This window comes from Paenarthrobacter sp. 4246, assembly GCF_040546855.1.
Lineage (GTDB): Bacteria > Actinomycetota > Actinomycetes > Actinomycetales > Micrococcaceae > Arthrobacter.
This window is the reverse complement of the sequence record NZ_JBEPOP010000004.1, coordinates 389,825-414,720: the sequence shown is the minus strand read 5'-3', so window position 1 is coordinate 414,720 and position 24,896 is coordinate 389,825. Positions and strand designations below refer to the sequence as shown.

The following is a 24,896-nucleotide window of genomic DNA, read 5'->3' as shown; positions in this document are numbered from 1 at the left end:
CCGTCGCCGCCACCTCCCGCCGGTCTTCTTTAGACTGGTATGTCAAAGGAGACACCCCCCATGAATCCCCTCGTTAACTCGTTGATGGTTCAGGCGGCCGACGCCCCCGCCATCAAACCCGCAGTGGAGCTGGGAACACCCCTTCTGCTGACCATTGCCGCAGCCGGAATCGCTTTGCTGCTGGTGCTGATCATCCGCTTCAAGATCCAGGCCTTCGTTGCGCTGCTGGCAGTCAGCATTGTGGTGGGTGTTGCCGCCCAGATTCCGCTCAAGGACATCTTCACCGTGGTGACCACGGGCGTTGGCAGCACCATGGGCAAGGTCGCCTTGCTGATCGCACTCGGGGCCATCCTCGGCCGCATGATCGAGGTTTCCGGGGGCGTGCAGTCCCTGGCCACCCACTTCACTGAGAAGCTTGGCGCCAAACGCGTCGCTGTCGCACTGACCGCCGTCGGCTTCCTGGTGGCGATCCCCGTCTTCTTCGAAGTGGGCGTGATCGTCCTGGTCCCGATCGTCTACGCCTTCGCCAAGATCGCCAACGTTCACCCCATCAAGTTCGGCCTGCCCATGGCCGGCATCATGCTGTCCATCCACGTCGCTGTCCCGCCGCACCCGGGCATCGTTGCAGGTGCAGGCGTCTTCGGCGCGGACATCGGGCTGATCACCATGATCTCGCTCATTATCTGCATTCCCCTCGGATTCCTGTCCTACTGGGTTGCCAGCATCATGAACCGCAAGGAATACGAGTTGCTGCCCGGCGTCAAGCAGCAGGTTGACGAGTTCGGCTCAGACTCCTTGGTCCACGTCGGCCATGACGGTCCCGGCGCCCGCGCCATCGCCCCACCGCGTCCCGGCCTGATCATGTTCCTGATCGCCGCGCCCATCGCCCAGATCCTCCTCGGCACCGTCGGCACGCTGACCATTCCCAAGGACAACTACTGGTACGGTGTGGCCGCGTTCATCGGCAACCCTTTCTTTGCGCTCCTCGTAGCCGTGGCCCTCTCCTTCTTCCTGCTTGCTGTCCGCCGCAATTGGTCGCATAAGGAAACCAGCGAGATCTTCGAAGGCGCGTTGCCTCCCATCGCCTCCATCCTCATGGTGGTTGCTGCCGGTGGCGTGTTCGGCGAAGTCCTCCGCACCTCGGGCATCGGCGCTGCCCTTTCCCACACCTTGGACAGCCTCGGCCTGCCCGTGATCGTTCTCGGCTTCATCATCTCCCTGGCACTGCGCGCCGCCCAGGGTTCCGCAACCGTCGCCATCGTGACCACCACCGGCCTGCTGACCTCCGCGGTCATGGAAGGCGGCTACACACCGGCCCAGATCGCAGTGCTCGTGATTGCCATCGGCTTTGGCTCGCTGGGCCTGTCCCACGTGACTGACGCCGGCTTCTGGACCGTGATCCGTTACTACGGCCTTACCGTGTCCGACGGCCTCAAGACCTGGACCGTCCTCACCACAATCCTGGGCCTGGCCGGCTTCGCACTGACATACGTCGCCTGGATCCTGGTGGGAGGCCTGGCCCACTGATGCGCACCAAACTCGATTACCTGGTCGCCTCTGCGCTGGCCAATGGTTCCGCAGTTCCAGCCTTCACCTGCTACGACTTCACCACAGCCCTTGCCGTTGTTGGCGCGGCGGAGGATGCCCGTCTGGGCGTGGTCCTGCTGGTCGCTCCGAAGACTGCGTCCACTGCTAACGGCCTGAGGCTCATCACGGCCCTGCGTGGTCTGGCTGACTCCGCGAGTGTTCCCGTCTCTGTCCAGCTTGACCACGCGTCGGATCTGCAGGTCATTCGTGACTCCGTGGCTGCCGGCGCTGACGCGGTGCTCGCCGATGGTTCGTCCTTGCCCTACGAGGACAACATCGCCCTGGTCCGCGAAGTCCGTGCCGCGCTGGATGCGCAAGGTGCTGCCGACGTCGTGATCGAAGCAGAACTCGGCGGCCTTGCCGGGGACGAGGACAGGGCGTTCGGTACTGGCGATTCAGCTCACGACGCCGCAACGTCAGTTGCGGGGCTCACTGACCCGGCTCAGGTGGCTGGCTTCGTTGAACGAACCGGGGCGGAACTCCTGGCCGTTGCGGTGGGGAATGTGCACGGCAAGTACAAGGGTGAGCCCAACATCCGCTGGGACGTGCTCCAAGAGGTGGCTGCGAAGACAGCGGCCCCGCTGGTGCTCCACGGCGCCTCCGGCATCCCGTCCGATGAGCTAGCGAAGGCCCCTTCGCTGCGGGTTGGCAAAGTGAACTTCAACACGGAACTGCGCACGGGGATCTTGTCCACGTTGGAATCTGAAACCGCGGCGCACAGGGCCGACGGCGAGAATCTGCAAGGCCTGCTGTCCAAATGGAACGTCTCTGCGGCGACCTTCGCCGGCGCCACACTGGAGTTGCTCAGCGCCTGACGGGCAGCGCGGCACCCAAAACCGGCATTACAGGGAGGCTAGGATCAAACCATGATCCTGGCCTCCCTGATTTTCGCGTCGATAGCTGCCCTGCTCCACGTTTACATCTTCACTTTGGAGTCCATTACCTGGACCAAGCCCAAGACCTGGAAAACGTTCAGCATCACCTCCCAGGCTGACGCGGAAACAACCAAACCGCTCGCCTACAACCAGGGCTTCTACAACCTCTTCCTGGCCATCGGAGCCCTGATCGGCATCGTCGCAGTGGCCATGGGCGCCCCGCAGGTGGGCTGGACCCTGGTCTTCAGCAGTTGCGGTTCCATGCTTCTGGCAGCCCTGGTCCTCGCCGCGAGCGGCAAGAAGTACCTCCGCGCAGCGACCCTCCAGGGAACCACGCCGCTGCTCGCCGTCGTGCTTGGTGTCCTGGCACTGACTCTTAACTAGGCCCCAGACTCTCTGCTAGGACTCCGGCGGTCCGTCCTGGGCTGCGGCTTCGTCCATCCAGACCACTTCCCAGTGGTGTCCATCCAAGTCACGGAACGCCCGGCTGTACATGAATCCCATGTCCATGGGGTCGTAGGTTTCGGAACCTCCGGCGTCAAGGGCCTTGGCGGCCAAGGCATCCACCTCTTCACGGCTGTCGGCCGAAATGGCGACTATTGCCGCCGTCGAGTTGTGGGTGTCCGCGATGGGCTGCTTGGTGAACTCGGCAAACTTGGCGTGGGTCAGGAGCATGGCGAAAATGGTGTCGCTGAAGACCACACAGGCGGCGGTTTCATCGGTGAAGTTCGGATTGATGGAGTAGCCAAGGGCCGTGTAGAAGGCCTTGGACGCCTCGAGGTCGCTGACGGGGAGGTTCACGAAAATAGACGTAGTCATGGCTTCGATCCTGCCGGTGTTTCGGTGCTCCGTCCAGACCCCAAACACCAGTTGTGGACTACCAGCCATATCCCGCCTGCTGGCTCCGTCCCTCCGACGGGCGGACAATGGAGTTAACACGCAGGTGCGTGGGTTCCAAGGGAGAGCCATGGAGCGGGAATCGCAAGCGCACCCCCGCGCACGCCGGGACACGGTGGCGCAGAGGGATCCGGCGATCGACCTTGTCCGGTTCACCTGCCTGCTCCTGGTGGTGGCTGCACATTGCATGATGGCCAACCCCGTTCTGCAGAAGGACGGGACGGTCACCACGGAGAACGTGCTCATGGAGCAAAGCTGGTTTACCCCTGTGGCCTGGGCCCTCATGATCGTCCCACTGTTCTTCGTGCTGGGTGGTGTGACGGGTTTGCAGTCGTGGCGGCGCCTGAGAGCCCGCGGCGGTAACGGATTCGACTTCGCCCAACTCCGGCTCCTCCGACTGGTCCGGCCCGCGATGGCATTGCTCGCCGTTATGTGGGGAGGGCTGTGGATCGCGCTGCTGCTGGGTGTCCACCCCCAGGTCATCCAGCTCATGACAGCCGGCGCCGCCATGCCGCTGTGGTTCCTGGCCGCCTACCTCACGGCGCAGCTCAGCGTTCCACTTCTGGCCAGGTTGCACGAACGCGCCCCGCTGCTGACCCTCGCCGCGTTGGTCGCGTTGATTATCACGGTTGACTCCCTTCGAGCCGCATTTCCCGTGCTCGCGTTCACCAACCTGATCTTCGTGTGGTGCGCGGTCCAGCAGTTGGGTTTCCTCATAGCGGATGGCTTCTTGGAACAGCGCAGCCGCACCTGGTTGGTGGGTGTCATTGTCTCCAGCAACCTGTTGTTGGGACTGGTGACGGGGGTGGCTGTTTATCCGGGCAATATGGTGGTCAATATCAACCCACCCAACCTGTGCTTGCTGCTGTTGGGCATCTCGCAGGCCGCAACACTTCACCTGCTCCGCAACGGCATTGCATGGCTCGCGGGGGTCCGCTGGATCCAGGCAGTCATTGCCGTGGCCGGCCGCAGGTCCATGACTATCTATCTGTGGCATCTTCCGCTGCTGGTGGCCATGTCAGGGTTGTTGTTGCTCACCGATGTGCCCAAACCAGCAGGTGGCACGCCCGAATGGTGGTGGGCCCGGATCCCTGTTTTCCTTGCGGTGGTCGCCTTGCTGGTGCCGGTGGTGTGGCTATGTGGCTGGTTGGAGAACCGTCCGACGGCGGCAAGCCACGCGCGAGGTCCCTCGCGTATCGCTGTGGTGACGGCCGCCGTCGTCGTCTTGATCCCGCTTGCGGACGCCGCCTTACACGGACTGACGCTTGCCTTGTTGGGTGGGGGAGCGGCGTGCTTTGCCCTTTCAGTCCTGTTGCTGGGCAGGGTTCCGACGCCGGTGCTGCCGCCATCGCGTGAACTTAGGATCCATGAGCGGCGCGCCAGTCAGCTCCCCACATTGCCAGAGCCAGGTTTAAGTGCCAATCTCGAACCATGACCGAGTACACGGATTCACTGGCAGAGTCGTTCCGTCCGGGCGTCACTACGGTGCGCAACGACAAATTCCACCGCTATGAGCTGCACGTTGACGGCGATTTGGCCGTGATTTCCCAGTTCCTTGATCGGCCCGGTCACATCGACTTCATCCACACGGAAACCAAGCCCGGGTTCAACGGCCAGGGCTTGGCCAAAGTCCTGGCGCACTTTGCCCTGGACGATGTTGTGGCGTCCGGCAAGCGCATCATCCCGCATTGCCCGTACATCGCCGCGTACCTGAAAAAGCACGAAGGCTATGAGCAGGATGTTGACTGGCCCGCCGAGAAGCCGGTGGGCGAGCCGGGCAACGAATAAGCCTACGCGGGCACCGGCTGCTCTGCGCTCTTCCTTCTCTTCAGCGGCAGGCCCGCCCTGTCCGCCGGGAAGGGCCAGTCCTTCCTTGCGCCGCTGAGGGAGACTATTGCGTCATTTTCATCGAAAACAATCTGGCCGCGGCAGGTGGCATGGACCTGCATGGCGCTGACCAGGCTGCCCCCGTGGATATGGTCGGCGTCGGTCACCAAGTAGGTAAAGCTCCGCATTACGGACTGCCCGGGGGCCAGCAGCCGGATCCGAAGGTCGCGCTCAACAGGTTCCGAGGTATAACGCAGCACCTCCATGCCCTCGTTGGTGAAGGACCGGGGTACCAATGTCACGTCCCGCAGATGGCTCGCGGAGCGGTTGATGATCCAAGCGGTGAAGATGACGGTGTCTCCTGGAATTGCCACGGGCCGGTCCGCTCCGTAGACCAAGGTGGCGCGCCCTGCATTCTTCTTGCGGGTCAGTGGACCTGATCTGTGCAGCGGCAGTCCACGGACAATAGCGCTGGGTTGCTGCGCTCCGTTTTTATGGACAGCACGCATCAGTTTCAGGAAGGGGCGGGGGCGGCGGATGTCCATGGTTCCTCGATTCGCGCCAGGGTTCTGGAGGGTCATGTTTGTTAGTGCAGTCTTGGTGGGAAACGTGACGCGAAATTAAGAGTTCTCTACAGGCTCGGGACGGTCGATTCAAGTCACGCGGTTTCTGATGTCACACTATTGTTTATGGATCAAGTATTTGCGGTCAGCGCCGATGGGGCGGCACCACTTTCGGCGACGGCCACTGCCAGCGATCCGCAGATCATTGCTTTGGTGCGTGAAGGCGTAACGGAGGCCTTCGACGTGCTCTATCAGCGGCACATGAAAGTGGCGCAGTTTGTTGCCCGTTCCCAAACGGATAACCCGAGCGACGCGGATGACGTGGTGGCCGAGTCTTTCGCCACGATTTTTCAGCTGCTGACGGAAGGCAAAGGACCCAAAGAGTTTTTCCGGTCCTACCTCCTGACCGTGGTGAGGCGTACCGCCCACGATCGAAACCGCAAAGCCCGCCGGATGCCCACAGCGGAGGATGACGCCATCCTCGATGCTCCGGTCCTGGACAACGATCAAGTGGTCAGCGAACTTGAGTCGAGCATGATGGCCAAGGCATTCAAATCCCTGCCGGAGCGCTGGCAGGCTGTTCTGTGGCACTTGGATATCGAGGGCCTGAAGCCTGCAGCGGCCGCTCCCTTCGTGGGTCTGACCCCCAACGGTGTCTCGGCGTTGGCGCTCAGGGCCAGGGAAGGTCTGCGCCAGGCTTACCTCCAGCAGCACATCAGCCGGACAGTGGATCAGGCCTGTGACGAATACGCCAGCCAGTTGGGGAAGTACGCTCGTAATGCGTTGAAGCGCACTTCCGCGGAGAAGGTCGGCGCACACCTGGAAGGCTGCGCGAAATGCACAGCTCTGCTGATTGAACTCAATGACATCCAGGGCGGCATGCGCTCCATCCTCTTCCCTCTGCTGACAGGGATCACCTTCACTCCGGCGGCAGCAGTGGCGATAGGCTCCGGTGGCACTGCTTCGGGTGCGGCCCACGGTGGCACCGGGAGCACTGCTGTACCCGGAAATATCGCTACCCAGGGCATCCGTGGCCTCAGCAGCACGTGGAAGTTGACGGCCGCACTGATAGTGGGCGTCATGGCAGTGGCAGGGACCCTCATGTGGTTCCTTCAGCCCAGCCCGGCGTCGCAGTCCACGGCGACCTCCGAGGCTGCCTCCAACCTCCCGCCAGCTCAGGAGACGTCGTCGCCCACGGCGACCCCGCTCCCCGCAGCGTCTTTGCCCGCAGTAGCGGAACCTCCCGCCGTCGAGTCTCCACGGGCAACTCCCTCTTCCGACAGTCCGGTGTCAGTGCTGCCGGAACCTCCCGCCGTCGTGATTCCACCAGCCATGGCCCCGCAGCGGAAGGCTGTTGTGGTGGACTCCGGTACGGTGACGTCGACGCCGGCACCCAGTGGTGTGCCTCCTGCGGCACCCGCTACCCAAACGGTTGACGCCAAGTTCGTGGCTACGCAAGGGGAGAGCCCGACGGAACGGACCCTCAAAGTGCAGTTCTCGCTTCAGGGGCAGGGTAGCCCGTCTACCGGCCAAGTGATCTTCACCCTGCCGGACCGGGCAACGTTCCTGGCTGGAAAAACTGTCGCTCCCGCAGGGTGGACCTGCGATGGTGTCTCTGAGGGAGACCGCCAGATCCGTTGCAGTACGGACGCCGTGGATGGTAACGACCTCGCATTCACCGTGGGAGTAGCCATGCCTGCTTCCACGGCGTCTGGAACGCTGGATTACCGGTTTGCCGGGCAGGGTGTCATCACCAAGAACTTCACCAATACGTTCAACTAAGCACACGCACGGGCTGCCCTCTTTGACCTGTCTTTCCGGCGGTTCTTAAAATTTCTGTATTCTCTACCTTTTTTCGCGTCACGAAGAGACGTCTCCATCCACTGGAGTACTGGCGAGTAGCCTAGCTCGACGCCGATCCGCTTCTGTGGGTCGGCCTCGTGCGTGACAACGAAAAGCGAGAGAACCGTGAAACACACACGTCCACAAAAGCTGTTGGCGGCCGTCGTCGCCACAGCGATCATGTCGCTGGGGGTGGGTGGCGCCTTAGCGCCACCGGCCTTGGCGACAGTCCCGGGGTCCCCCGGTGTTGCCCAACCAGGAACGCCGGTCTACACCGAGGACTTCTCCAACGAGGATGCCACCGGCGGTGCCATCAGCATCCTCAACTACACCGGCGGCGCTGAAGCTGCCAACGAAACATACTACGCAGACACTCCGTACACACCGGCCGGTGGCCAATGCAACGGATGGATCCTGAACTCCTCCAGCCCGCTGCCCACCTCCGACGCCGGGTGCGTCAATAACCAGCCTGCGGGATGGGGTCAGATCCGGCAAATGGCCGCGGCACTCGGCCAAGCGCAGGGTCAAACGGCCACCGAGGCCGCCAGCAACCAGGCCCTGTCCGAGTACACCAACAGCCCCAGCGGTCTGATTGCCCCCGGCGTTCAGTTCCGGACCGAGTCAAACACCATTCCTGCGATTGCGGGCCACTACTACGCAGTGTCCGGGTACTTCGCGCAGGTGAACTGCCAGGCGACCCACGCCAAAGAGACTTTCAGTCTGCTCATTAACGGAACACGCCAGGTGCTCAGCACCGGGCTCGACCCCTGCGGCACCAGCAACCTTGCGCGGGTCCATGTCACCAAGCTCCAGTCGGCTGCCTACCAGATTCCCATGGGCACGTCCCCTTCACTCGGTCTCGAGCTGAGGAACGAAGCCACCAGCGGTTCCGGCAACGATGTCGCTTTTGACCTTCCGCAGATCGTGGACGTCACTCCCCAGGTGGACAAGGCCTTTACGCCCTCCCTCATTGGCCCCGGCGGAACGTCCAAAGTTACCTTGACGGTGACCAACACAGACGACTTGATGGCCAAGAATGACTGGTTCATCACCGACACTCTTCCAGCTGGTGTGGTCATTGCAGGAACCCCCAATATTGGTGGCACCTGCGTACAAGCCACAGGAACCAACCCCCTGGTGCGCACGGCCGTTGCCGGCAGCAACACCATCTCGGTGACCGGTGGGGACCTCGCCCTGGGCATGACCTCCTGCACCATCGAAGTTGATGTCACGGCAGCGGCCGAGGGCACCTATGTCAACGGTCCGGCCAACATCGTCACCAACCTGAACCCGCCGGCAGACGCCACCTTGGTAGTCAGGGCCCCGCGCCTTGAACTGAGCAAGGCCCTGGATGCCACCCGCCTGATGGATTCGGATCAGTTCACCACTGAGATCCGCACCGGCTCGGCTACGGGACCTGTTGTCAGCAACACTGCCAACGCCACCACCACAGGTACGGGTTCCACCGTTACTGCCGGTACAGGTGTCACTGGCGAATACGTCGCTGACGCCGGCACAACGTACTACCTGACGGAGTCGGGTACCAACCTGTCCGGTTACAGCAAGGTGATCACCTGTGTTGATGCCAACGGTCTCCAGGCCGGGCTGCCCAACGGAGCGGTAGTAGATGCTGCTTACTCCTTGGTGCCTGTTGCTGGCGCCGATATCAGCTGTGTTCTCACCAACACGGCCGTTCCGGCACCGGAATTGGAATTCACCAAGTCCGCTGACTCTTCAGACATCCAGGATCCGTCTGTTGTGGGTGACCAGATCACCTACACGTTCACGTCCACCAACACGGGCAACGTACCGCTGACGGGCGTCACCATCAACGACCCCCTGGATGGATTGTCTGCCCTGACCTACACCTGGCCGGGAACTCCGGGCACCTTGCTGCCCGGTGAAACCGTGACGGCTATGGCCACCTACGCCATCACCCAGGCTGACATCGATGCAGGACACGTGGCCAACCTTGCCACCACCACGGGTAATCCTCCGACAGGTCCTCCTGTCACCCCGCCGCCAGCAGGTACCGATACCCCGCTGACTCCGGCTCCGGCCATGGAGTTCAGCAAGTCTGCTGATGCCTCGGATATCCAGGACCCGTCAGTTGTTGGCGACCAGATCACCTACACGTTCACTTCCACGAACACTGGCAATGTATCCCTGACCAACGTATCCATCAACGATCCGTTGGCTGGCCTGTCTGCTCTGACTTACAACTGGCCCGGTGTTGCAGGAACGCTCCTGCCCGGCCAGACGGTCACGGCTACGGCCACGTACGCCATAACGCAGGCCGACATCAACGCCGGTCACGTCGCCAACACGGCTACCACCACTGGTACTCCTCCCACCGGTCCTGCGGTGACGCCTCCTCCGGCTGGTACGGATACCCCGCTGACTCCGGCTCCGGCCATGGAGTTCAGCAAGTCCGCGGACGCTTCGGGCATTCAGGATCCGTCTGTTGTGGGTGACCAGATCACCTACACGTTCACGTCCAAGAACACCGGCAACGTTCCGCTGACCAATGTGTCCATCAATGATCCTTTGGTCGGCCTCTCGGCTCTGGTTTACACCTGGCCAGGCACTCCGGGCGAGTTGCTTCCGGGCCAGACAGTGACGGCTACGGCAACGTACGCCATCACGCAGGCTGATATCACGGCCGGTCATGTGGCGAACTCGGCAACCACTACGGGCACCCCGCCTGTTGGTCCTCCGGTCACGCCTCCTCCGGGAACCACGGACACCCCGCTGACCTCAGCTCCGGCAATGGAGTTCACCAAGTCCGCTGACGCGTCCGCCATTCAGGATCCGTCTGTTGTGGGTGACCAGATCACCTACACGTTCACATCCAAGAACACCGGCAACGTGCCGCTGACCAACGTGTCCATCAACGATCCCCTGGTTGGCCTCTCGGCTCTGGTTTACACCTGGCCAGGCATTCCTGGTGAACTGCTTCCGGGCCAGACAGTGACGGCTACGGCAACGTACGCCATCACCCAGGCTGATATCGACGCCGGACATGTCGCCAATTCAGCGACCACCACGGGCACCCCGCCCGTTGGTCCGCCGGTCACGCCTCCACCGGGAACCACCGATACTCCGCTGACGACGGCTCCGGCCATGGAGTTCACCAAGTCCGCTGATGCTTCGGACATCCAGAACCCGTCTGTTGTGGGTGACGAGATCACCTACACGTTCACATCCAAGAACACGGGCAACGTGAAGCTCACCGGTGTGGTCATTGATGACCCGCTGGCCGGACTTTCGCCGTTGGTTTACACGTGGCCCGGCACTGCAGGTGAACTGCTTCCGGGCCAGTCGGTGACGGCTACGGCGACGTACGCCATCACGCAGGCTGATATCGACGCCGGGCATGTTGCGAACGTTGCGACCACTACGGGTACTCCGCCCACCGGTCCTGCTGTCACGCCTCCTCCGGCTGGTACTGACACTCCGTTGACGGCTGGTCCGGCTCTGGAGTTGACCAAGACGGCTGATGCTTCCGGCATTCAGGATCCGTCGGTTGTGGGTGACCAGATCACCTACACGTTCACGTCCACCAACACGGGCAACGTGAAGCTGACTGGTGTTGTTATCAACGATCCTTTGGCGGGTCTGTCAGCCCTGACCTACACCTGGCCTGGTACTCCGGGAGAGCTGCTTCCGGGCCAGTCGGTGACGGCTACGGCGACGTACGCCATCACGCAGGCTGATATCGACGCCGGGCATGTTGCGAACGTTGCGACCACTACGGGTACTCCGCCCACCGGTCCTGCTGTCACGCCTCCTCCGGCTGGTACTGACACTCCGCTGACTCCAGGCCCCGCCTTGGAGTTCAGCAAGTCTGCTGATACCTCCGGTGTTCAGGATCCGTCGGTTGTGGGTGACCAGATCACCTACACGTTTACGTCCACCAACACTGGCAATGTGAAGCTCACCAACGTGTCCATTACGGATCCGCTGGCAGGCTTGTCTGCATTGACCTACACGTGGCCGGGCCATCCGGGTGAGTTGCTTCCGGGTCAGACGGTGACGGCTACGGCAACGTATGCCATCACGCAGGCTGATATCGACGCCGGTCATGTCGCGAACAGCGCCACGACCACTGGTACGCCGCCGGTTGGTCCTCCGGTCACGCCTCCTCCGGGAACAACGGACACTCCGTTGACCCCGGCTCCGGCCATGGAGTTCACCAAGTCCGCGGATGCCTCGGCAATCCAGGATCCTTCGCAGGTTGGTGACGTTATTACGTACACCTTTACCTCGAAGAACACCGGCAACGTGACGCTGAAGAACGTATCCATCACGGATCCGCTGGCAGGCTTGTCTGCTCTGACCTACACGTGGCCGGGCACCCCGGGCGAGTTGCTTCCGGGTGAGTCGGTGACGGCTACGGCAACGTATGCCATCACCCAGGCTGACATTGATGCCGGTCATGTGGCGAACTCGGCAACCACTACGGGCACCCCGCCTGTTGGTCCTCCGGTCACGCCTCCTCCGGGAACCACGGATACTCCGTTGGCCCCGGCTCCGGCGATGGAGTTCACCAAGTCGGCTGATGCCTCGGCAATCCAGGATCCTTCGCAGGTCGGTGACGTTATCACCTACACGTTCACCTCGAAGAACACGGGCAACGTCAAGCTGACCGGTGTGGTCATCAATGACCCGCTGCCGGGTCTCTCGGCTCTGGATTACACCTGGCCGGGTACTCCCGGTGAGCTGCTTCCGGGCCAGACAGTGACGGCTACGGCAACGTACGCCATCACCCAGGCTGACATCAATGCAGGCCACGTCGCGAACACGGCAACCACTACCGGCACTCCGCCTGTTGGTCCGCCGGTAACGCCTCCTCCGGCCGGTACTGATACCCCGCTGACCCCGGCTCCGGCTATGGAATTCAGCAAATCCGCTGATGCCTCCGGTGTTAAGGACCCGTCTGTTGTGGGCGATCGCATCGTCTACACGTTCACGGCGAAGAACAGCGGTAATGTGACCCTGACCAACGTTTCCATCACAGATCCGTTGGCCGGCCTCTCGGCTCTGACGTACTCGTGGCCCGGCGCGGCAGGAACCCTCCTGCCCGGCCAGACGGTGACCGCTACGGCAAGCTACGCCATCACGCAGGCTGATATCGATGCCGGTCATGTTGCGAACAGCGCCACGACCACTGGTACTCCGCCCACCGGCCCGCCGGTGACGCCTCCTCCGGGAACAACGGATACTCCATTGACCCCGGCTCCGGCGATGGAGTTCAGCAAGTCCTCGGATGCCTCCGCTATCCAGAACCCGGCAGTTGTGGGTGACCTGATCACCTACACGTTCACGGCGAAGAACAGCGGCAACGTGACCCTGACCAACGTTTCCATCACGGATCCGTTGGCCGGCCTTTCGGCTCTGACGTACTCGTGGCCCGGCGCGGCAGGAACCCTCCTGCCCGGCCAGACGGTGACCGCTACGGCAACGTACGCCGTCACGCAGGCTGATATCGATGCCGGTCATGTGGCCAACTCGGCAACCACTACCGGCACTCCGCCTGTTGGTCCTCCTGTGACGCCTCCTCCGGGAACAACGGATACTCCGTTGACCCCGGCTCCGGCGATGCAGTTCACCAAGTCGGCTGACGCCTCCGCTATCCAGAACCCGTCCGTTGCAGGTGACCTGATCACCTACACGTTCACGGCGAAGAACAGCGGCAACGTCAAGCTCACCGGTGTGGTCATCAATGACCCCTTGGCTGGTCTGTCTGCCCTTGAGTACATCTGGCCGGGTACTCCCGGCGAGCTGCTCCCGGGCCAGACCGTGACGGCCACGGCGACGTACGCCATCACCCAGGCTGACATTGATGCCGGTCATGTCGCGAACAGCGCCACGACCACTGGTACTCCGCCCACCGGTCCGCCGGTGACGCCTCCTCCGGGAACCACGGATACCCCGTTGACCCCGGCTCCGGCCATGGAGTTCAGCAAGAGCTCGGATGCCTCCGCCATTCAGAAACCTGCAGTTGTCGGTGACCAGATCACTTACACCTTCACGGCGAAGAACTCCGGCAACGTCACGCTGAAGAACGTCACCATTGACGATCCTTTGGCTGGCCTCTCGGCACTGGAATACACCTGGCCGGGTACTCCCGGCGAGTTGCTGCCGGGTCAGACGGTGACGGCTACGGCAACGTATGCGATTACCCAGGCTGATATCGACGCCGGTCACGTCGCGAACTCGGCGACTACTGAAGGTACTCCGCCCACCGGTCCTCCGGTGACGCCTCCTCCGGGAACCACGGACACTCCGTTGACCCCGGCTCCGGCCATGGAGTTCACCAAGTCGGCTGACGCTTCGGCAATCCAGGACCCGTCTGTTGTGGGCGATCAGATCACCTACACGTTCACGTCCAAGAACACCGGCAACGTGACGCTGAAGAACGTATCCATCACGGATCCGCTCGCCGGCCTGTCTGCCCTTGAGTACGTCTGGCCGGGTACTCCCGGCGAGCTGCTCCCGGGCCAGACCGTGACGGCTACGGCAACGTACGCCATCACGCAGGCTGATATCGACGCCGGTCACGTCGCCAACAGCGCCACGACCACTGGTACTCCGCCCACCGGTCCGCCGGTGACGCCTCCTCCGGGAACCACGGACACTCCGTTGACCCCGGCTCCGGCGATGGAGTTCAGCAAGTCGGCTGACGCTTCGGCAGTCCAGGATCCTTCGCAGGTTGGTGACGTTATTACGTACACCTTTACCTCGAAGAACACGGGCAATGTGAAGCTCACGGGTGTGGTCATCAATGACCCGCTGGCCGGTTTGTCTGCCCTTGAGTACGTCTGGCCGGGAACTCCGGGTGAGTTGCTTCCGGGTCAGACCGTGACGGCCACGGCGACGTATGCCATCACGCAGGCTGATATCGACGCCGGTCATGTCGCGAACAGCGCCACGACCACTGGTACTCCGCCGGTTGGTCCTCCGGTGACGCCTCCTCCGGGAACCACGGATACTCCGTTGACCCCGGCTCCGGCCATGGAGTTCACCAAGTCCGCGGATGCCTCGGCAGTCCAAGATCCTTCGCAGGTTGGTGACGTTATTACGTACACCTTTACCTCGAAGAACACGGGTAACGTGAAGCTCACCAACGTGTCCATCACGGATCCGCTGGCAGGCTTGTCTGCATTGACCTACACGTGGCCGGGTACTCCCGGCGAGCTGCTTCCCGGTGAGTCGGTGACGGCTACGGCAACGTACGCCATCACGCAGGCTGATATCGACGCCGGTCATGTGGCGAACTCGGCAACCACTACGGGCACCCCGCCTGTTGGTCCTCCGGTCACGCCTCCTCCGGGAACCACGGATACTCCGTTGGCCCCGGCTCCGGCGATGGAGTTCACCAAGTCGGCTGACGCTTCCGGTGTTCAGGATCCGTCGGTTGTGGGCGATCGCATCGTCTACAGCTTTACGGCCAAGAACACGGGCAACGTCACGCTGACCAACGTGTCCATCACGGATCCGCTGGCAGGTCTCTCGGCACTGGCTTACACCTGGCCGGGTACTCCGGGCGAGTTGCTTCCGGGTCAGTCGGTGACGGCTTCGGCATCGTATGGCATCACGCAGGCTGATATCGACGCCGGCCATGTCGCCAACTCGGCAACCACGACGGGCACCCCGCCCACCGGTCCGCCGGTGACGCCTCCTCCGGGAACAACGGATACCCCGTTGACCCCGGCTCCGGCCATGGAGTTCAGCAAGAGCTCGGATGCCTCCGCCATTCAGAAACCTGCAGTTGTCGGTGACCAGATCACTTACACCTTCACGGCGAAGAACTCCGGCAACGTCACGCTGAAGAACGTCACCATTGACGATCCTTTGGCTGGCCTCTCGGCACTGGAATACACCTGGCCGGGTACTCCCGGCGAGTTGCAGCCGGGTCAGACGGTGACGGCTACGGCAACGTATGCGATTACCCAAGCTGACATCAATGCAGGCCATGTAGTGAACGCGGCAACCACTACGGGCACCCCGCCTGTTGGTCCGCCGGTAACGCCTCCTCCGGGAACAACGGATACTCCGTTGACCCCGGCTCCGGCGATGCAGTTCACCAAGTCGGCTGACGCCTCCGCTATCCAGAACCCGTCCGTCGCAGGTGACAAGATCACCTACACGTTCACGGCGAAGAACACCGGCAACGTCAACCTCACCAACGTATCCATCACGGATCCGCTGGCCGGCCTGTCTGCCCTTGAGTACGTCTGGCCGGGTACTCCCGGCGAGCTGCTTCCCGGACAGACGATGACGGCTACGGCGACGTACGCCATCACGCAGGCTGATATCGATGCCGGTCATGTCGCGAACAGCGCCACGACCACTGGTACTCCTCCCACCGGTCCGCCGGTGACGCCTCCTCCGGGAACCACGGATACTCCGTTGACCCCGGCTCCGGCGATGGAGTTCAGCAAGTCGGCTGATGCTTCGGCAGTCCAGGATCCTTCGCAGGTTGGTGACGTTATTACGTATACCTTTACCTCGAAGAACACGGGCAACGTGACGCTGAAGAACGTTTCCATCAGCGATCCGCTGGCTGGCCTGTCTGCCCTGGCTTACACCTGGCCGGGCACCCCGGGCGAGTTGCTTCCGGGTCAGACGGTGACGGCTACGGCAACGTACGCCATCACGCAGGCTGATATCGACGCCGGTCATGTCGCGAACAGCGCCACGACCACTGGTACTCCGCCCACCGGTCCGCCGGTGACGCCTCCTCCGGGAACAACGGATACCCCGCTGGTCCCTAAGCCGGCGATGGAGTTCAGCAAGTCGGCGGATGCTTCGGCAATCCAGGATCCTTCACAGGTTGGTGACGTTATTACGTACACCTTCGCTGCGAAGAACACGGGCAATGTGAAGCTCACGGGTGTGGTCATCAATGACCCGCTGGCCGGTTTGTCTGCCCTTGAGTACGTCTGGCCGGGTACTCCCGGTGAGTTGCTTCCGGGTCAGACGGTGACGGCTACGGCAACGTACGCCATCACCCAGGCTGATATCGACGCCGGTCACGTCGCCAACAGCGCCACGACCACTGGTACTCCGCCCACCGGTCCTCCGGTGACGCCTCCTCCGGGAACCACGGATACTCCGCTGGTCCCGAAGCCGGCGATGGAGTTCACCAAGTCGGCGGATGCCTCGGCTGTTCAGGATCCGTCCGTCACAGGTGACCTGATCACCTACACGTTTACGGCCAAGAACACCGGCAACGTGACGCTGAAGAACGTTTCCATCAGCGATCCGCTGGCAGGCCTGTCTGCCCTGGCTTACACCTGGCCGGGTACCCCCGGCGAGCTGCTGCCGGGTCAGACGGTGACGGCTACGGCATCGTATGGCATCACCCAGGCTGATATCGACGCCGGTCATGTGGCAAACACGGCAACCACGACGGGCACCCCGCCCGTTGGTCCGCCGGTGACGCCTCCTCCGGGAACAACGGATACCCCGTTGACCCCGGCTCCGGCGATGGAGTTCACCAAGTCCGCGGATGCCTCGGCTGTTCAGGACCCCACAGTTGCAGGTGACAAGATCACCTACAACTTCACGGCCAAGAACACAGGCAACGTGACCCTGACCAACGTTTCCATCACGGATCCGCTGGCCGGCCTTTCGGCACTGACATACACCTGGCCCGGAGCTGCAGGAACACTGCTGCCCGGTGAGACAGTGACGGCTACGGCAACGTACGCCATCACCCAGGCTGATATCGACGCCGGTCATGTCGCCAACTCGGCAACCACGACGGGCACCCCGCCCGTTGGTCCTCCGGTGACGCCTCCTCCGGGAGAGACGGATACTCCGTTGATTCCGGCTCCGGCCATGGAGTTCAGCAAGACCGCTGTGGCTCCGGCAACGGATGGTCCGTCGAAAGTGGGTGACGTGATCACCTACAACTTCACGGCGAAGAACACCGGCAACGTGAAGCTCACCAACGTGTCCATCACGGATCCGCTGGCCGGCCTTTCGGCGCTGACCTACACTTGGCCGGGAACTCCCGGCGAGCTGCTGCCCGGTCAGACGGTGACGGCTACGGCAACGTACGCCATCACCCAGGCCGACATCAACGCCGGTCACGTTGCCAACTCGGCGACCACCACCGGCACTCCTCCCACCGGTACTCCGGTGACGCCTCCTCCGGGTGAAACGGACACACCGTTGACCCCGACGGCAGGTTTGGAGTTCACCAAGACGGCCGATGCCTCGGCCGTGGGAGACCCCACCCAGGTGGGTGACGTGATCACGTACACGTTCACCGCGAAGAACACCGGGAACGTGCCGTTGACGGACGTCTCCATCAACGATCCGATGCCGGGCCTCTCGGCTCTGGCTTACACCTGGCCCGGCGTTGCAGGAACCCTGCTGCCCGGCGAGACCGTGACCGCGACGGCAACGTATGCGATCACCCAGGCGGATATCAATGCCGGTGAGGTCGCTAATACTGCGACAGCAACGGGTACACCTCCGACGGGACCCCCGGGTACCACACCACCTGCAAGTGCTGTTGTGACCTTCCCGCCGGTAGTTCCGAGCCAGCCTTCAGGTCCGTTGGCCAACACGGGAGCTGTCCTCACCGTGTTGCCCATCAGCCTGCTGGTAGTCGGCGCGGGGCTGTTCCTGTTCCTCGTTGGACGCCGAAAGCGTTCCGAGGCATAGGACAAAAAGTGCGCGGCAATCAGGGCCCCAACCCTGGTTGCCGCGCATTTTCAACGAACGTACAACCCAGAAAGAACCAGGTAGCCACACCATGAAGAAGACTGTTGCGTGCATTGCGGGGGTGCTGGTTTCGGCAGCCGCGCTGGCCGGTTGTTCGTCGTCCCCGAGCAACGAGGCGGGGACATCGCCGTCGTCAACTACAACCCAGGCCGCCACCACCGGTGAGGCAAAACCTGCCAACCCCGGAACCGGTATCATCGAGGCCACCAAGATGACGTCCTGCGATACTGCGCAGGGAAAGGTAACTGCGAAGGGGACCGTGACTCCTCCCGAGGGAACCAAGGGCACGGTCAAAATTACTGTCAGTTGGGTGGATCCGAAGACCTCGGCCGTCCTCGCCCGTGGGGAGCAAACCTTCAAGGACGCTGCAGCGGGCAAAGCCCTTGATTGGGTAGCCAACGCAGAGGTGACCAAGCCTGCCACGGAGATCAAGTGCGTCCTGGGGGCCACGGTCTTGTAGCAGGCACCACGCCACAGCGGTCGATCAGGTATCCACTACCTGGTCGGCCGCTTTTTTTGCCACTGAACCGCATGCCAGAACAGCAGGCCCGCAGTGATCAGCAAGGCGGCCAGCAGTACGTAGGGCGCGTTGGAAAGCAGGATGAACTTCATTTGGGCTGCTTCGGCGGATTCGGCGGGCTGGACGAATTGCGGAGAGCTCACTAACGCACCGACTGACGTAGCCAGCGCCCAGACTCCAAGCCAGGCCAAGCCGGCGTCCATGACCCACAACGCAATGATGAACGGGTTGAATGGAGTCCGCTTGCGTTCCCGGTCCGCGGGCTCCGGCACATGGGGGCTGACGGCCTGCACAGCGTTGCCATGCTCGTCGATTTCGCGGAAGCCGATGCGCTCGTGGACGTGGTCCTTCATAGGTCCCCCAACCGTTGACTGCGGATAGTCCTTGCACTCTACTCCTGTAGTCGCGAAGCCCGACAAGGAAGAGCGACGCCCAGGCATGGCCCATTGCCGACACTCCATGGCCGAAAAGAGTGCCACATTTTGCACCCAATGCAGTCTGAAAGAAAGTCAATGACGCGCAACTGGGCGGTACACAGGCGAGAAAGCGCCTTCTGAGCGAAATAGGTCACAAAAGTTTGACGGAAAGGCTTACCTAAGTAAGGCTTACCTTGCTAACAAGCGCCCCAACGCAATGGAAGGAAGCTGACGTGACGTCACCCAGTGTCGAAGAGCGGATCGCTCAGGAGCAGGATTTTGGCTCCAAAGTGGAACTGGCCCTCGCTGCCACCAACCAGCTGTTCAACGCACGAAATTCGCCCAGCTACGTCGCGCAGGTTCTCCAGGGAGTCAACGCTGTCTCCACCAAGGTCCAGCGGACCACCCAGCCGTTTACCGGCGTCGGGCACGCTGAACTGAAAGCCAAGGTTGGCGCTGTGGACCTTGAACGTCCGCTGCCGGACACGGCTGCGGCCCTGGAAGAGCTCGATGAGCTCTACCTTAAGGACGCCATCTACTTCCATGATTCCCGCTACGCTGCGCACCTCAACTGCCCGGTGGTTATCCCTGCGCTGGTTGGAGAAGCCGTGCTTTCGGCCGTGAATTCCTCCATGGACACCTGGGACCAGAGCGCGGGAGCCACCATGATCGAGCGCCGCCTCATTGACTGGACCGCCGAGCGCATCGGGTTCAGCGCCGAAGCTGATGGCGTGTTCACGTCCGGCGGCAGCCAGTCCAACTTCCAGGCGCTGCTGATTGCCCGCAACCACGCTGTCGCCAAACTGCGTGTGACGAATGGGGACGCGCGCCTGCCCCACCTTCTTGACCGCCTCCGGATCTTTACGTCCGCGGACAGTCACTTCAGCATCCAAAAGTCCGCTTCCATGCTGGGCCTGGGCTTCGACGCCGTCATCGCGGTCCCCACCACCGAAGACCACCGCATGGACCCCACCGCTCTGGCGGCTGCTTTGGCGGAAGCGCACGACGCCGGCCTGGTGCCGATGGCTGTCGTGGCCACTGCCGGGACCACCGACTTCGGTTCGGTTGACCCCTTGTCCGAAATGGCCGCGTTGGTTCGCGCCTACGATTCCTGGCTGCACGTGGACGGCGCCTACGGTGGCGGGCTCATCGTGTCCGGCCGCCACCGTCACCTCCTGGACGGCATCCACTTGGCGGATTCTGTCACGGTGGACTTTCATAAGACGTTCTTCCAGCCCGTCAGCTCCAGCGCGGTCCTGGTCCGCAACGGCTCCATGATGGGCCACGTGACCTACTACGCGGACTATCTGAACCCGGAAAGCGCTGCAAAGGCCGAGATCCCCAATCAGGTGGACAAGAGCATCCAGACCACGCGTCGCTTCGATGCCCTGAAGCTGTGGTTGACTCTCCGCATCATGGGTGCCGACGCCATTGGTGCGCTCTTCGACGAAGCGATCGACCTCGCCGCCCGGGTGGGCACCCTGCTGGCTGACGATGCCGAGTTTGAGCTCGCTGCCGCACCGCAGCTGAGCACCTTGGTGTTCCGCTACCGCCCAATGGTTGATGGCGTACCCCTCGACGATGACGCTGCGGACATTCTCAACCCCGCCGTCCGCGCAGCCATCTTTGCTTCGGGCGAGGCCGTGGTTGCCGGCACCAAGGTTGCTGGCCGCCACTACCTCAAATTCACCCTCCTCAACGCCGAGGCGAGCCTGAGGGACATCCGGGAAATCATCGAACTTATCCGCCGGACGGGCCATACCCTGCTGGCGAACACCACGGAGGCTGCAGCGTGAGCACCCAAGACAACGGCAAGATCTACGACGTCGCAGGCATCGGCGTCGGGCCTTTCAACCTGGGGCTGGCCGCCTTGAGCGAGCCCGTGGCGAACCTCGACTGCGTGTTCCTGGATCGGCGCGAGTCCTTCGACTGGCACCCGGGCATGATGCTGGAGCCGGCGCACCTGCAGGTCCCCTTCATGGCGGACCTGGTCACGTTGGCAGATCCCACGTCGCCCTTCTCTTTCCTGAATTTCCTGAAGCAGACGGGCCGCCTGTACCGCTTCTACATCCGCGAAAACTTCTACCCGTTGCGGGCCGAGTACAACCAGTACTGCCAGTGGGTGGCCGGCCAGCTTGAGTCGGTTCGTTTTAGCACGGATGTGCTGGATGTGACGTACGACGACGGGGTGTACCGGCTTTCGGTACAGGGACCGGATGGCGCTGAAGTGCTTCGCGCCCGCAAGCTGGTCCTGGGCACGGGCACCTCGCCTTACGTTCCGGACTCCTGTGCAGGAATTGTGAACGCCGGCGGACTTGTCCTCCACAACGCGGACTACCTGTCGAGGAAGAGTGAGCTGCAGTCCAAGCGCAGCATCACCATCGTGGGCAGTGGCCAGAGCGCTGCGGAGCTGTACTACGAATTGCTTCAGGAAATCGACGTCTACGGCTACCAGCTCAACTGGGTGACGCGCTCGGGCCGTTTCTTCCCGTTGGAGTACACCAAGCTCACGCTTGAGATGACGTCGCCGGAGTACGTTGACTATTTCCATTCGCTTCCCGGAGAGCAGCGCGATTCGCTGATCAAGAGCCAGAAAAACCTGTACAAGGGCATCAACTCGGACCTGATCGACGACATCTACGATCTCCTCTATACCAAGAGCCTCTCCGGCATGGTGGACACCCAGCTGCACACGCATTCTTCGCTCACTGCCGCAGAGTGGGATGCCACCTCCAGCATGCACACACTCCAGTTGCACCACGAGGAACACGGCCAGGACTACTCGTTGGAATCCGAGGCCGTGGTCCTGGCCACCGGCTACACCTACAAGGAGCCTGCCTTCCTGGCGGGCATCCAGGACCGGATCCGCCGCGACGCAAAGGGCCGTTTCGACGTCGAGCGCAACTATGGAACCGGGGTGGAACCCGGCGAAATCTTCGTCCAGAACGCTGAACTGCACACGCACGGCTTCGTCACGCCGGACCTCGGCATGGCCGCCTACCGCAACTCCTGCATCCTGCGGGAAATCACCGGCCGGGAGGTCTATCCAATCGAGCGCAGCATCGCGTTCCAGCAGTTCGGTGCGCCGGCTCCGGTAGTTGCTTCAGAACCTGCTGCCGTCCCCGAAGCAGTGGGAGCCACCGTATGAGCTTCACGTTCCGGCCCATCGATCCGGTAGCGGATGCACCTGTCCTCCACAGCTGGGTCAGCCAAGAATATGCCCGGTTCTGGGGCATGGTTTCGGCCACCGAGCAGGACGTTGTGGAGGAGTACTCGAAGATCGCCGAGTCGGGCCATCACCAAGCGTTCCTGGGGCTCGACGACGGCGCCCCCGCCTTCCTGATGGAGCGGTACCGCCCGGAGTCATCGCCGTTGGCAGACGTCTACGAGGTCCAACAAGGCGATGTCGGCATGCACCTCCTGGTGTCACCGCCCATCGGCGAGCCCCAGCCTGGTTTCACCACCGGCGTCATGCAGTCCGTCATGGCCGAACTGTTCGCTGACCCCGCAACCCGGCGGGTCGTCGTCGAACCTGACGCCCGCAACCACAAGATCCACGTCCTGAACGAGAAGGTGGGCTTCCGACCGCACGGCGTGGTGACCCTTCCCGCCGTCGATCCTGCCGAAGACCATAAGCAGGGCCTGCTGAGCTTCTGCACGCGCGAGGATTTCCTCGCCACCCTCACCCCGATTCTGGCCGCGCCTGCCGCGGCGACCAGAGGAGAATCCCGATGACCACCACTGCCGATGCCGTGACCACTGCGGTTGATTCCGTATCCCACCTGAACCCCGGGCGGTGGGCGATTGCCAACCGGCACCTCGTCCGGAAGGCGATCGCCGAGTTCTCGCACGAGCGCATTCTGGTCCCCGAGTTGATCCGAGGGGAGGGCGCCGGCGTCGGGCTTTACAAGGTGGTAAGCGATGACGATGCTACGGAATATCGCTTCCGTGCCCGGCTGCTCCAGCTGGAGCACTGGTCCGTCTCTGCGGAATCGATCACCCGTTTGCGGGATGGCCTGGAGCTACCGGTGGACGCCTTGGACTTCATTGCCGAATTTCACGAGGCCTTGGCCATCCGTCAGGAAATGCTGCCCGTGTACTTGGAAGAGATCAGCAGCACGTTGGCCAGCCACGCCTACAAGCAGGGCAAGCCGTTCAGCTCGGCGCAGTTGGCAGCGGGCATCACCGGCGGCACTGACCGGGCCGCAGATTTCCAGGCCATTGAACACAGCATGACTGAGGGTCACCCGTGCTTTGTGGCCAATAACGGCCGTTTGGGCTTCGGGATTACCGACTACCACGCGTTCGCGCCGGAAACGGGTGCCACGGTGAAGCTGCAGTGGATCGCAGTGCATCGCAGCAAGGCAGTGTTTACGTCCAGCGCAGGGTTGGATTACCGGACGCATTTCGAGGCGGAACTCGGTCCCGCGACGCTTGCGTGGTTTAACGCGGAACTGTCCGCTTCCGGCCTGGATCCCGAGGCCTACCTCCTCATGCCGGTCCATCCGTGGCAGTGGGACAACAAGCTCACTGTGACGTTCGCGGCAGAAATCGCCCAGCGCGACATAGTGAACCTGGGCACCGGTGAAGACTCGTACCAGGCCCAGCAATCCATCCGTACCTTCTTCAACACCGACTACCCGGAGAAGGCCTATGTGAAGACGGCCATGTCCGTGTTGAACATGGGCTTTATGCGGGGACTGTCCCCGCAGTACATGAAGGCGACGCCGGCCATCAATGACTGGCTGCAGGAACTGATCGGCAATGACCAGGAGCTCCAGAACCGGGGCCTGGCCATGATCCGTGAAACCGCGGCCATCGGCTACCACAATCACTACTACGAGGCTGCTTCGGCCAAGGGTTCTCCCTACCGGAAGATGCTCTCGGCCCTGTGGAGGGAAAGTCCGCTGCCGTTGCTCAAGGACGGGCAGCAGCTCGCCACCATGGCTTCCCTGCTGCATGTGGATTCCGCCGGGGAATCGGTGGTTTCATCGCTGATTCAGCGCTCCGGACTGGTTCCCACGGAGTGGCTTCGCCGTTACTTCGAGGCCTACCTGGTGCCGTTGGTCCACTGCCTCTACGAGTACGAGCTCGCGTTCATGCCGCATGGCGAAAACGTGATCTTGATCCTTGAGGACGGTGTGCCCGTGCGCGCGATTATGAAGGACATCGCCGAGGAAATCGTGGTGATGGGGGACCGGCTGGAACTTCCAGAGGAAGTCTCCCGCGTCAAAGCGGAGATCCCGGCCGAGGAAATGGTCCTGGCCATCTTCACCGATGTGTTCGACTGCATCTTCCGGTTCCTTGGAGCAATCCTTGTGGAGGACGGGACACTGCGCGAGGACGAGTTCTGGGGGACCGCTGCCGCCGTCCTGCGGGAGTACCAGCAACGTCACCCGGAACTTGCAGACCAGTTCGCCATGCATGATCTGTTTGCCCCGGACTTCGAGCTCTCCTGCCTCAACAGGCTGCAGCTCCGGAATAACCAGCAGATGCTGGACATCTCGGATCCCTCCGGTGGGCTCCAGATGGCAGGCCGCCTGGCCAACCCCTTGGCCAAGTTCGCCTAGCCAGGTTCCGCGAGAGGTTAGCTCTCGGCACTTTCAGCAGTTGAGAGAGTCGAGAG

15 protein-coding genes are annotated in these 24,896 nt (G+C 62.4%); 12 read left to right on the top strand and 3 right to left on the bottom strand.

The features are described from left to right. The first annotated feature begins 60 nt into the window (after nucleotides 1-60). The 3 genes from ABIE35_RS09870 to ABIE35_RS09860 are packed head-to-tail and all read left to right on the top strand — an operon-like array spanning nucleotide 61 to nucleotide 2,846. Nucleotides 61-1,527 carry a GntP family transporter gene (locus tag ABIE35_RS09870; RefSeq protein ID WP_354514504.1) on the top strand — a complete coding sequence of 489 codons (1,467 nt, stop codon included), beginning with the start codon at nucleotides 61-63 and terminating at the stop codon, nucleotides 1,525-1,527. After that, on the top strand, nucleotides 1,527-2,402 hold the full coding sequence (locus ABIE35_RS09865; RefSeq protein WP_354514502.1) for a class II fructose-bisphosphate aldolase: 876 nt from the start codon (nucleotides 1,527-1,529) through the stop codon (nucleotides 2,400-2,402). The genes ABIE35_RS09870 and ABIE35_RS09865 overlap by 1 nt, the downstream gene beginning before the upstream one ends. A 51-nt stretch (nucleotides 2,403-2,453) precedes the next feature. Further along, a complete protein-coding gene (locus ABIE35_RS09860; protein WP_354514500.1) occupies nucleotides 2,454-2,846 on the top strand; it encodes a DUF1304 domain-containing protein in 393 nt (130 codons plus the stop codon). A 15-nt stretch (nucleotides 2,847-2,861) separates the two neighbouring features. Here the strand turns inward: ABIE35_RS09860 and ABIE35_RS09855 are convergent, their stop codons facing one another. Continuing rightward, a complete protein-coding gene (locus ABIE35_RS09855; RefSeq protein ID WP_089593291.1) occupies nucleotides 2,862-3,281 on the bottom strand; it encodes a VOC family protein in 420 nt (139 codons plus the stop codon). 148 nt (nucleotides 3,282-3,429) lie between these two features. Between ABIE35_RS09855 and ABIE35_RS09850 the strand changes: the two genes are divergently transcribed. After that, nucleotides 3,430-4,794, top strand: coding sequence for an acyltransferase family protein (locus ABIE35_RS09850; protein ID WP_354514498.1), 1,365 nt, complete (start codon nucleotides 3,430-3,432; stop codon nucleotides 4,792-4,794). Continuing rightward, nucleotides 4,791-5,147 (top strand): GNAT family N-acetyltransferase, encoded by a 357-nt coding sequence (locus tag ABIE35_RS09845; RefSeq protein WP_337340710.1) that lies wholly within the window; start codon nucleotides 4,791-4,793, stop codon nucleotides 5,145-5,147. The genes ABIE35_RS09850 and ABIE35_RS09845 overlap by 4 nt, the downstream gene beginning before the upstream one ends. Before the next feature lie 2 nt (nucleotides 5,148-5,149). Here the strand turns inward: ABIE35_RS09845 and ABIE35_RS09840 are convergent, their stop codons facing one another. Then, nucleotides 5,150-5,767 carry a hypothetical protein gene (locus ABIE35_RS09840; protein ID WP_354514494.1) on the bottom strand — a complete coding sequence of 206 codons (618 nt, stop codon included), beginning with the start codon at nucleotides 5,765-5,767 and terminating at the stop codon, nucleotides 5,150-5,152. Between the two features lie 108 nt (nucleotides 5,768-5,875). Here ABIE35_RS09840 and ABIE35_RS09835 point away from each other — a divergent pair, with 108 nt between their 5' ends. The 3 genes from ABIE35_RS09835 (at nucleotide 5,876) to ABIE35_RS09825 (ending at nucleotide 18,794) form a co-directional block, all read left to right on the top strand. Next, nucleotides 5,876-7,531, top strand: coding sequence for a sigma-70 family RNA polymerase sigma factor (locus tag ABIE35_RS09835; RefSeq protein WP_354514493.1), 1,656 nt, complete (start codon nucleotides 5,876-5,878; stop codon nucleotides 7,529-7,531). A 186-nt stretch (nucleotides 7,532-7,717) separates the two neighbouring features. Then, nucleotides 7,718-18,274: a CLIPPER-2 domain-containing protein gene (locus ABIE35_RS09830; RefSeq protein ID WP_354514491.1), complete on the top strand. Its 10,557-nt coding sequence runs from the start codon at nucleotides 7,718-7,720 to the stop codon at nucleotides 18,272-18,274. Nucleotides 18,275-18,365: 91 nt separating this feature from the next. Then, a complete protein-coding gene (locus ABIE35_RS09825) occupies nucleotides 18,366-18,794 on the top strand; it encodes a hypothetical protein (RefSeq protein WP_026541746.1) in 429 nt (142 codons plus the stop codon). A 35-nt stretch (nucleotides 18,795-18,829) separates the two neighbouring features. Here the strand turns inward: ABIE35_RS09825 and ABIE35_RS09820 are convergent, their stop codons facing one another. Continuing rightward, nucleotides 18,830-19,207 (bottom strand): hypothetical protein, encoded by a 378-nt coding sequence (locus ABIE35_RS09820; protein WP_354514489.1) that lies wholly within the window; start codon nucleotides 19,205-19,207, stop codon nucleotides 18,830-18,832. Nucleotides 19,208-19,503: 296 nt separating this feature from the next. Between ABIE35_RS09820 and ABIE35_RS09815 the strand changes: the two genes are divergently transcribed. The 4 genes from ABIE35_RS09815 to ABIE35_RS09800 are packed head-to-tail and all read left to right on the top strand — an operon-like array spanning nucleotide 19,504 to nucleotide 24,840. Next, nucleotides 19,504-21,066, top strand: coding sequence for a pyridoxal phosphate-dependent decarboxylase family protein (locus tag ABIE35_RS09815; RefSeq protein WP_354514487.1), 1,563 nt, complete (start codon nucleotides 19,504-19,506; stop codon nucleotides 21,064-21,066). Continuing rightward, the gene (locus tag ABIE35_RS09810; protein WP_354514485.1) at nucleotides 21,063-22,418 is read left to right on the top strand and encodes a lysine N(6)-hydroxylase/L-ornithine N(5)-oxygenase family protein; all 1,356 of its coding nucleotides are present in this window, start codon (nucleotides 21,063-21,065) and stop codon (nucleotides 22,416-22,418) included. Before ABIE35_RS09815 ends, ABIE35_RS09810 begins: the two co-directional genes overlap by 4 nt. Then, nucleotides 22,415-23,005: a GNAT family N-acetyltransferase gene (locus ABIE35_RS09805; protein WP_354514483.1), complete on the top strand. Its 591-nt coding sequence runs from the start codon at nucleotides 22,415-22,417 to the stop codon at nucleotides 23,003-23,005. The genes ABIE35_RS09810 and ABIE35_RS09805 overlap by 4 nt, the downstream gene beginning before the upstream one ends. Then, complete coding sequence (locus ABIE35_RS09800; protein ID WP_354514482.1) at nucleotides 23,002-24,840, top strand: IucA/IucC family protein; 1,839 nt, start codon at nucleotides 23,002-23,004, stop codon at nucleotides 24,838-24,840. Before ABIE35_RS09805 ends, ABIE35_RS09800 begins: the two co-directional genes overlap by 4 nt. The last annotated feature ends 56 nt before the right edge of the window (nucleotides 24,841-24,896 follow it).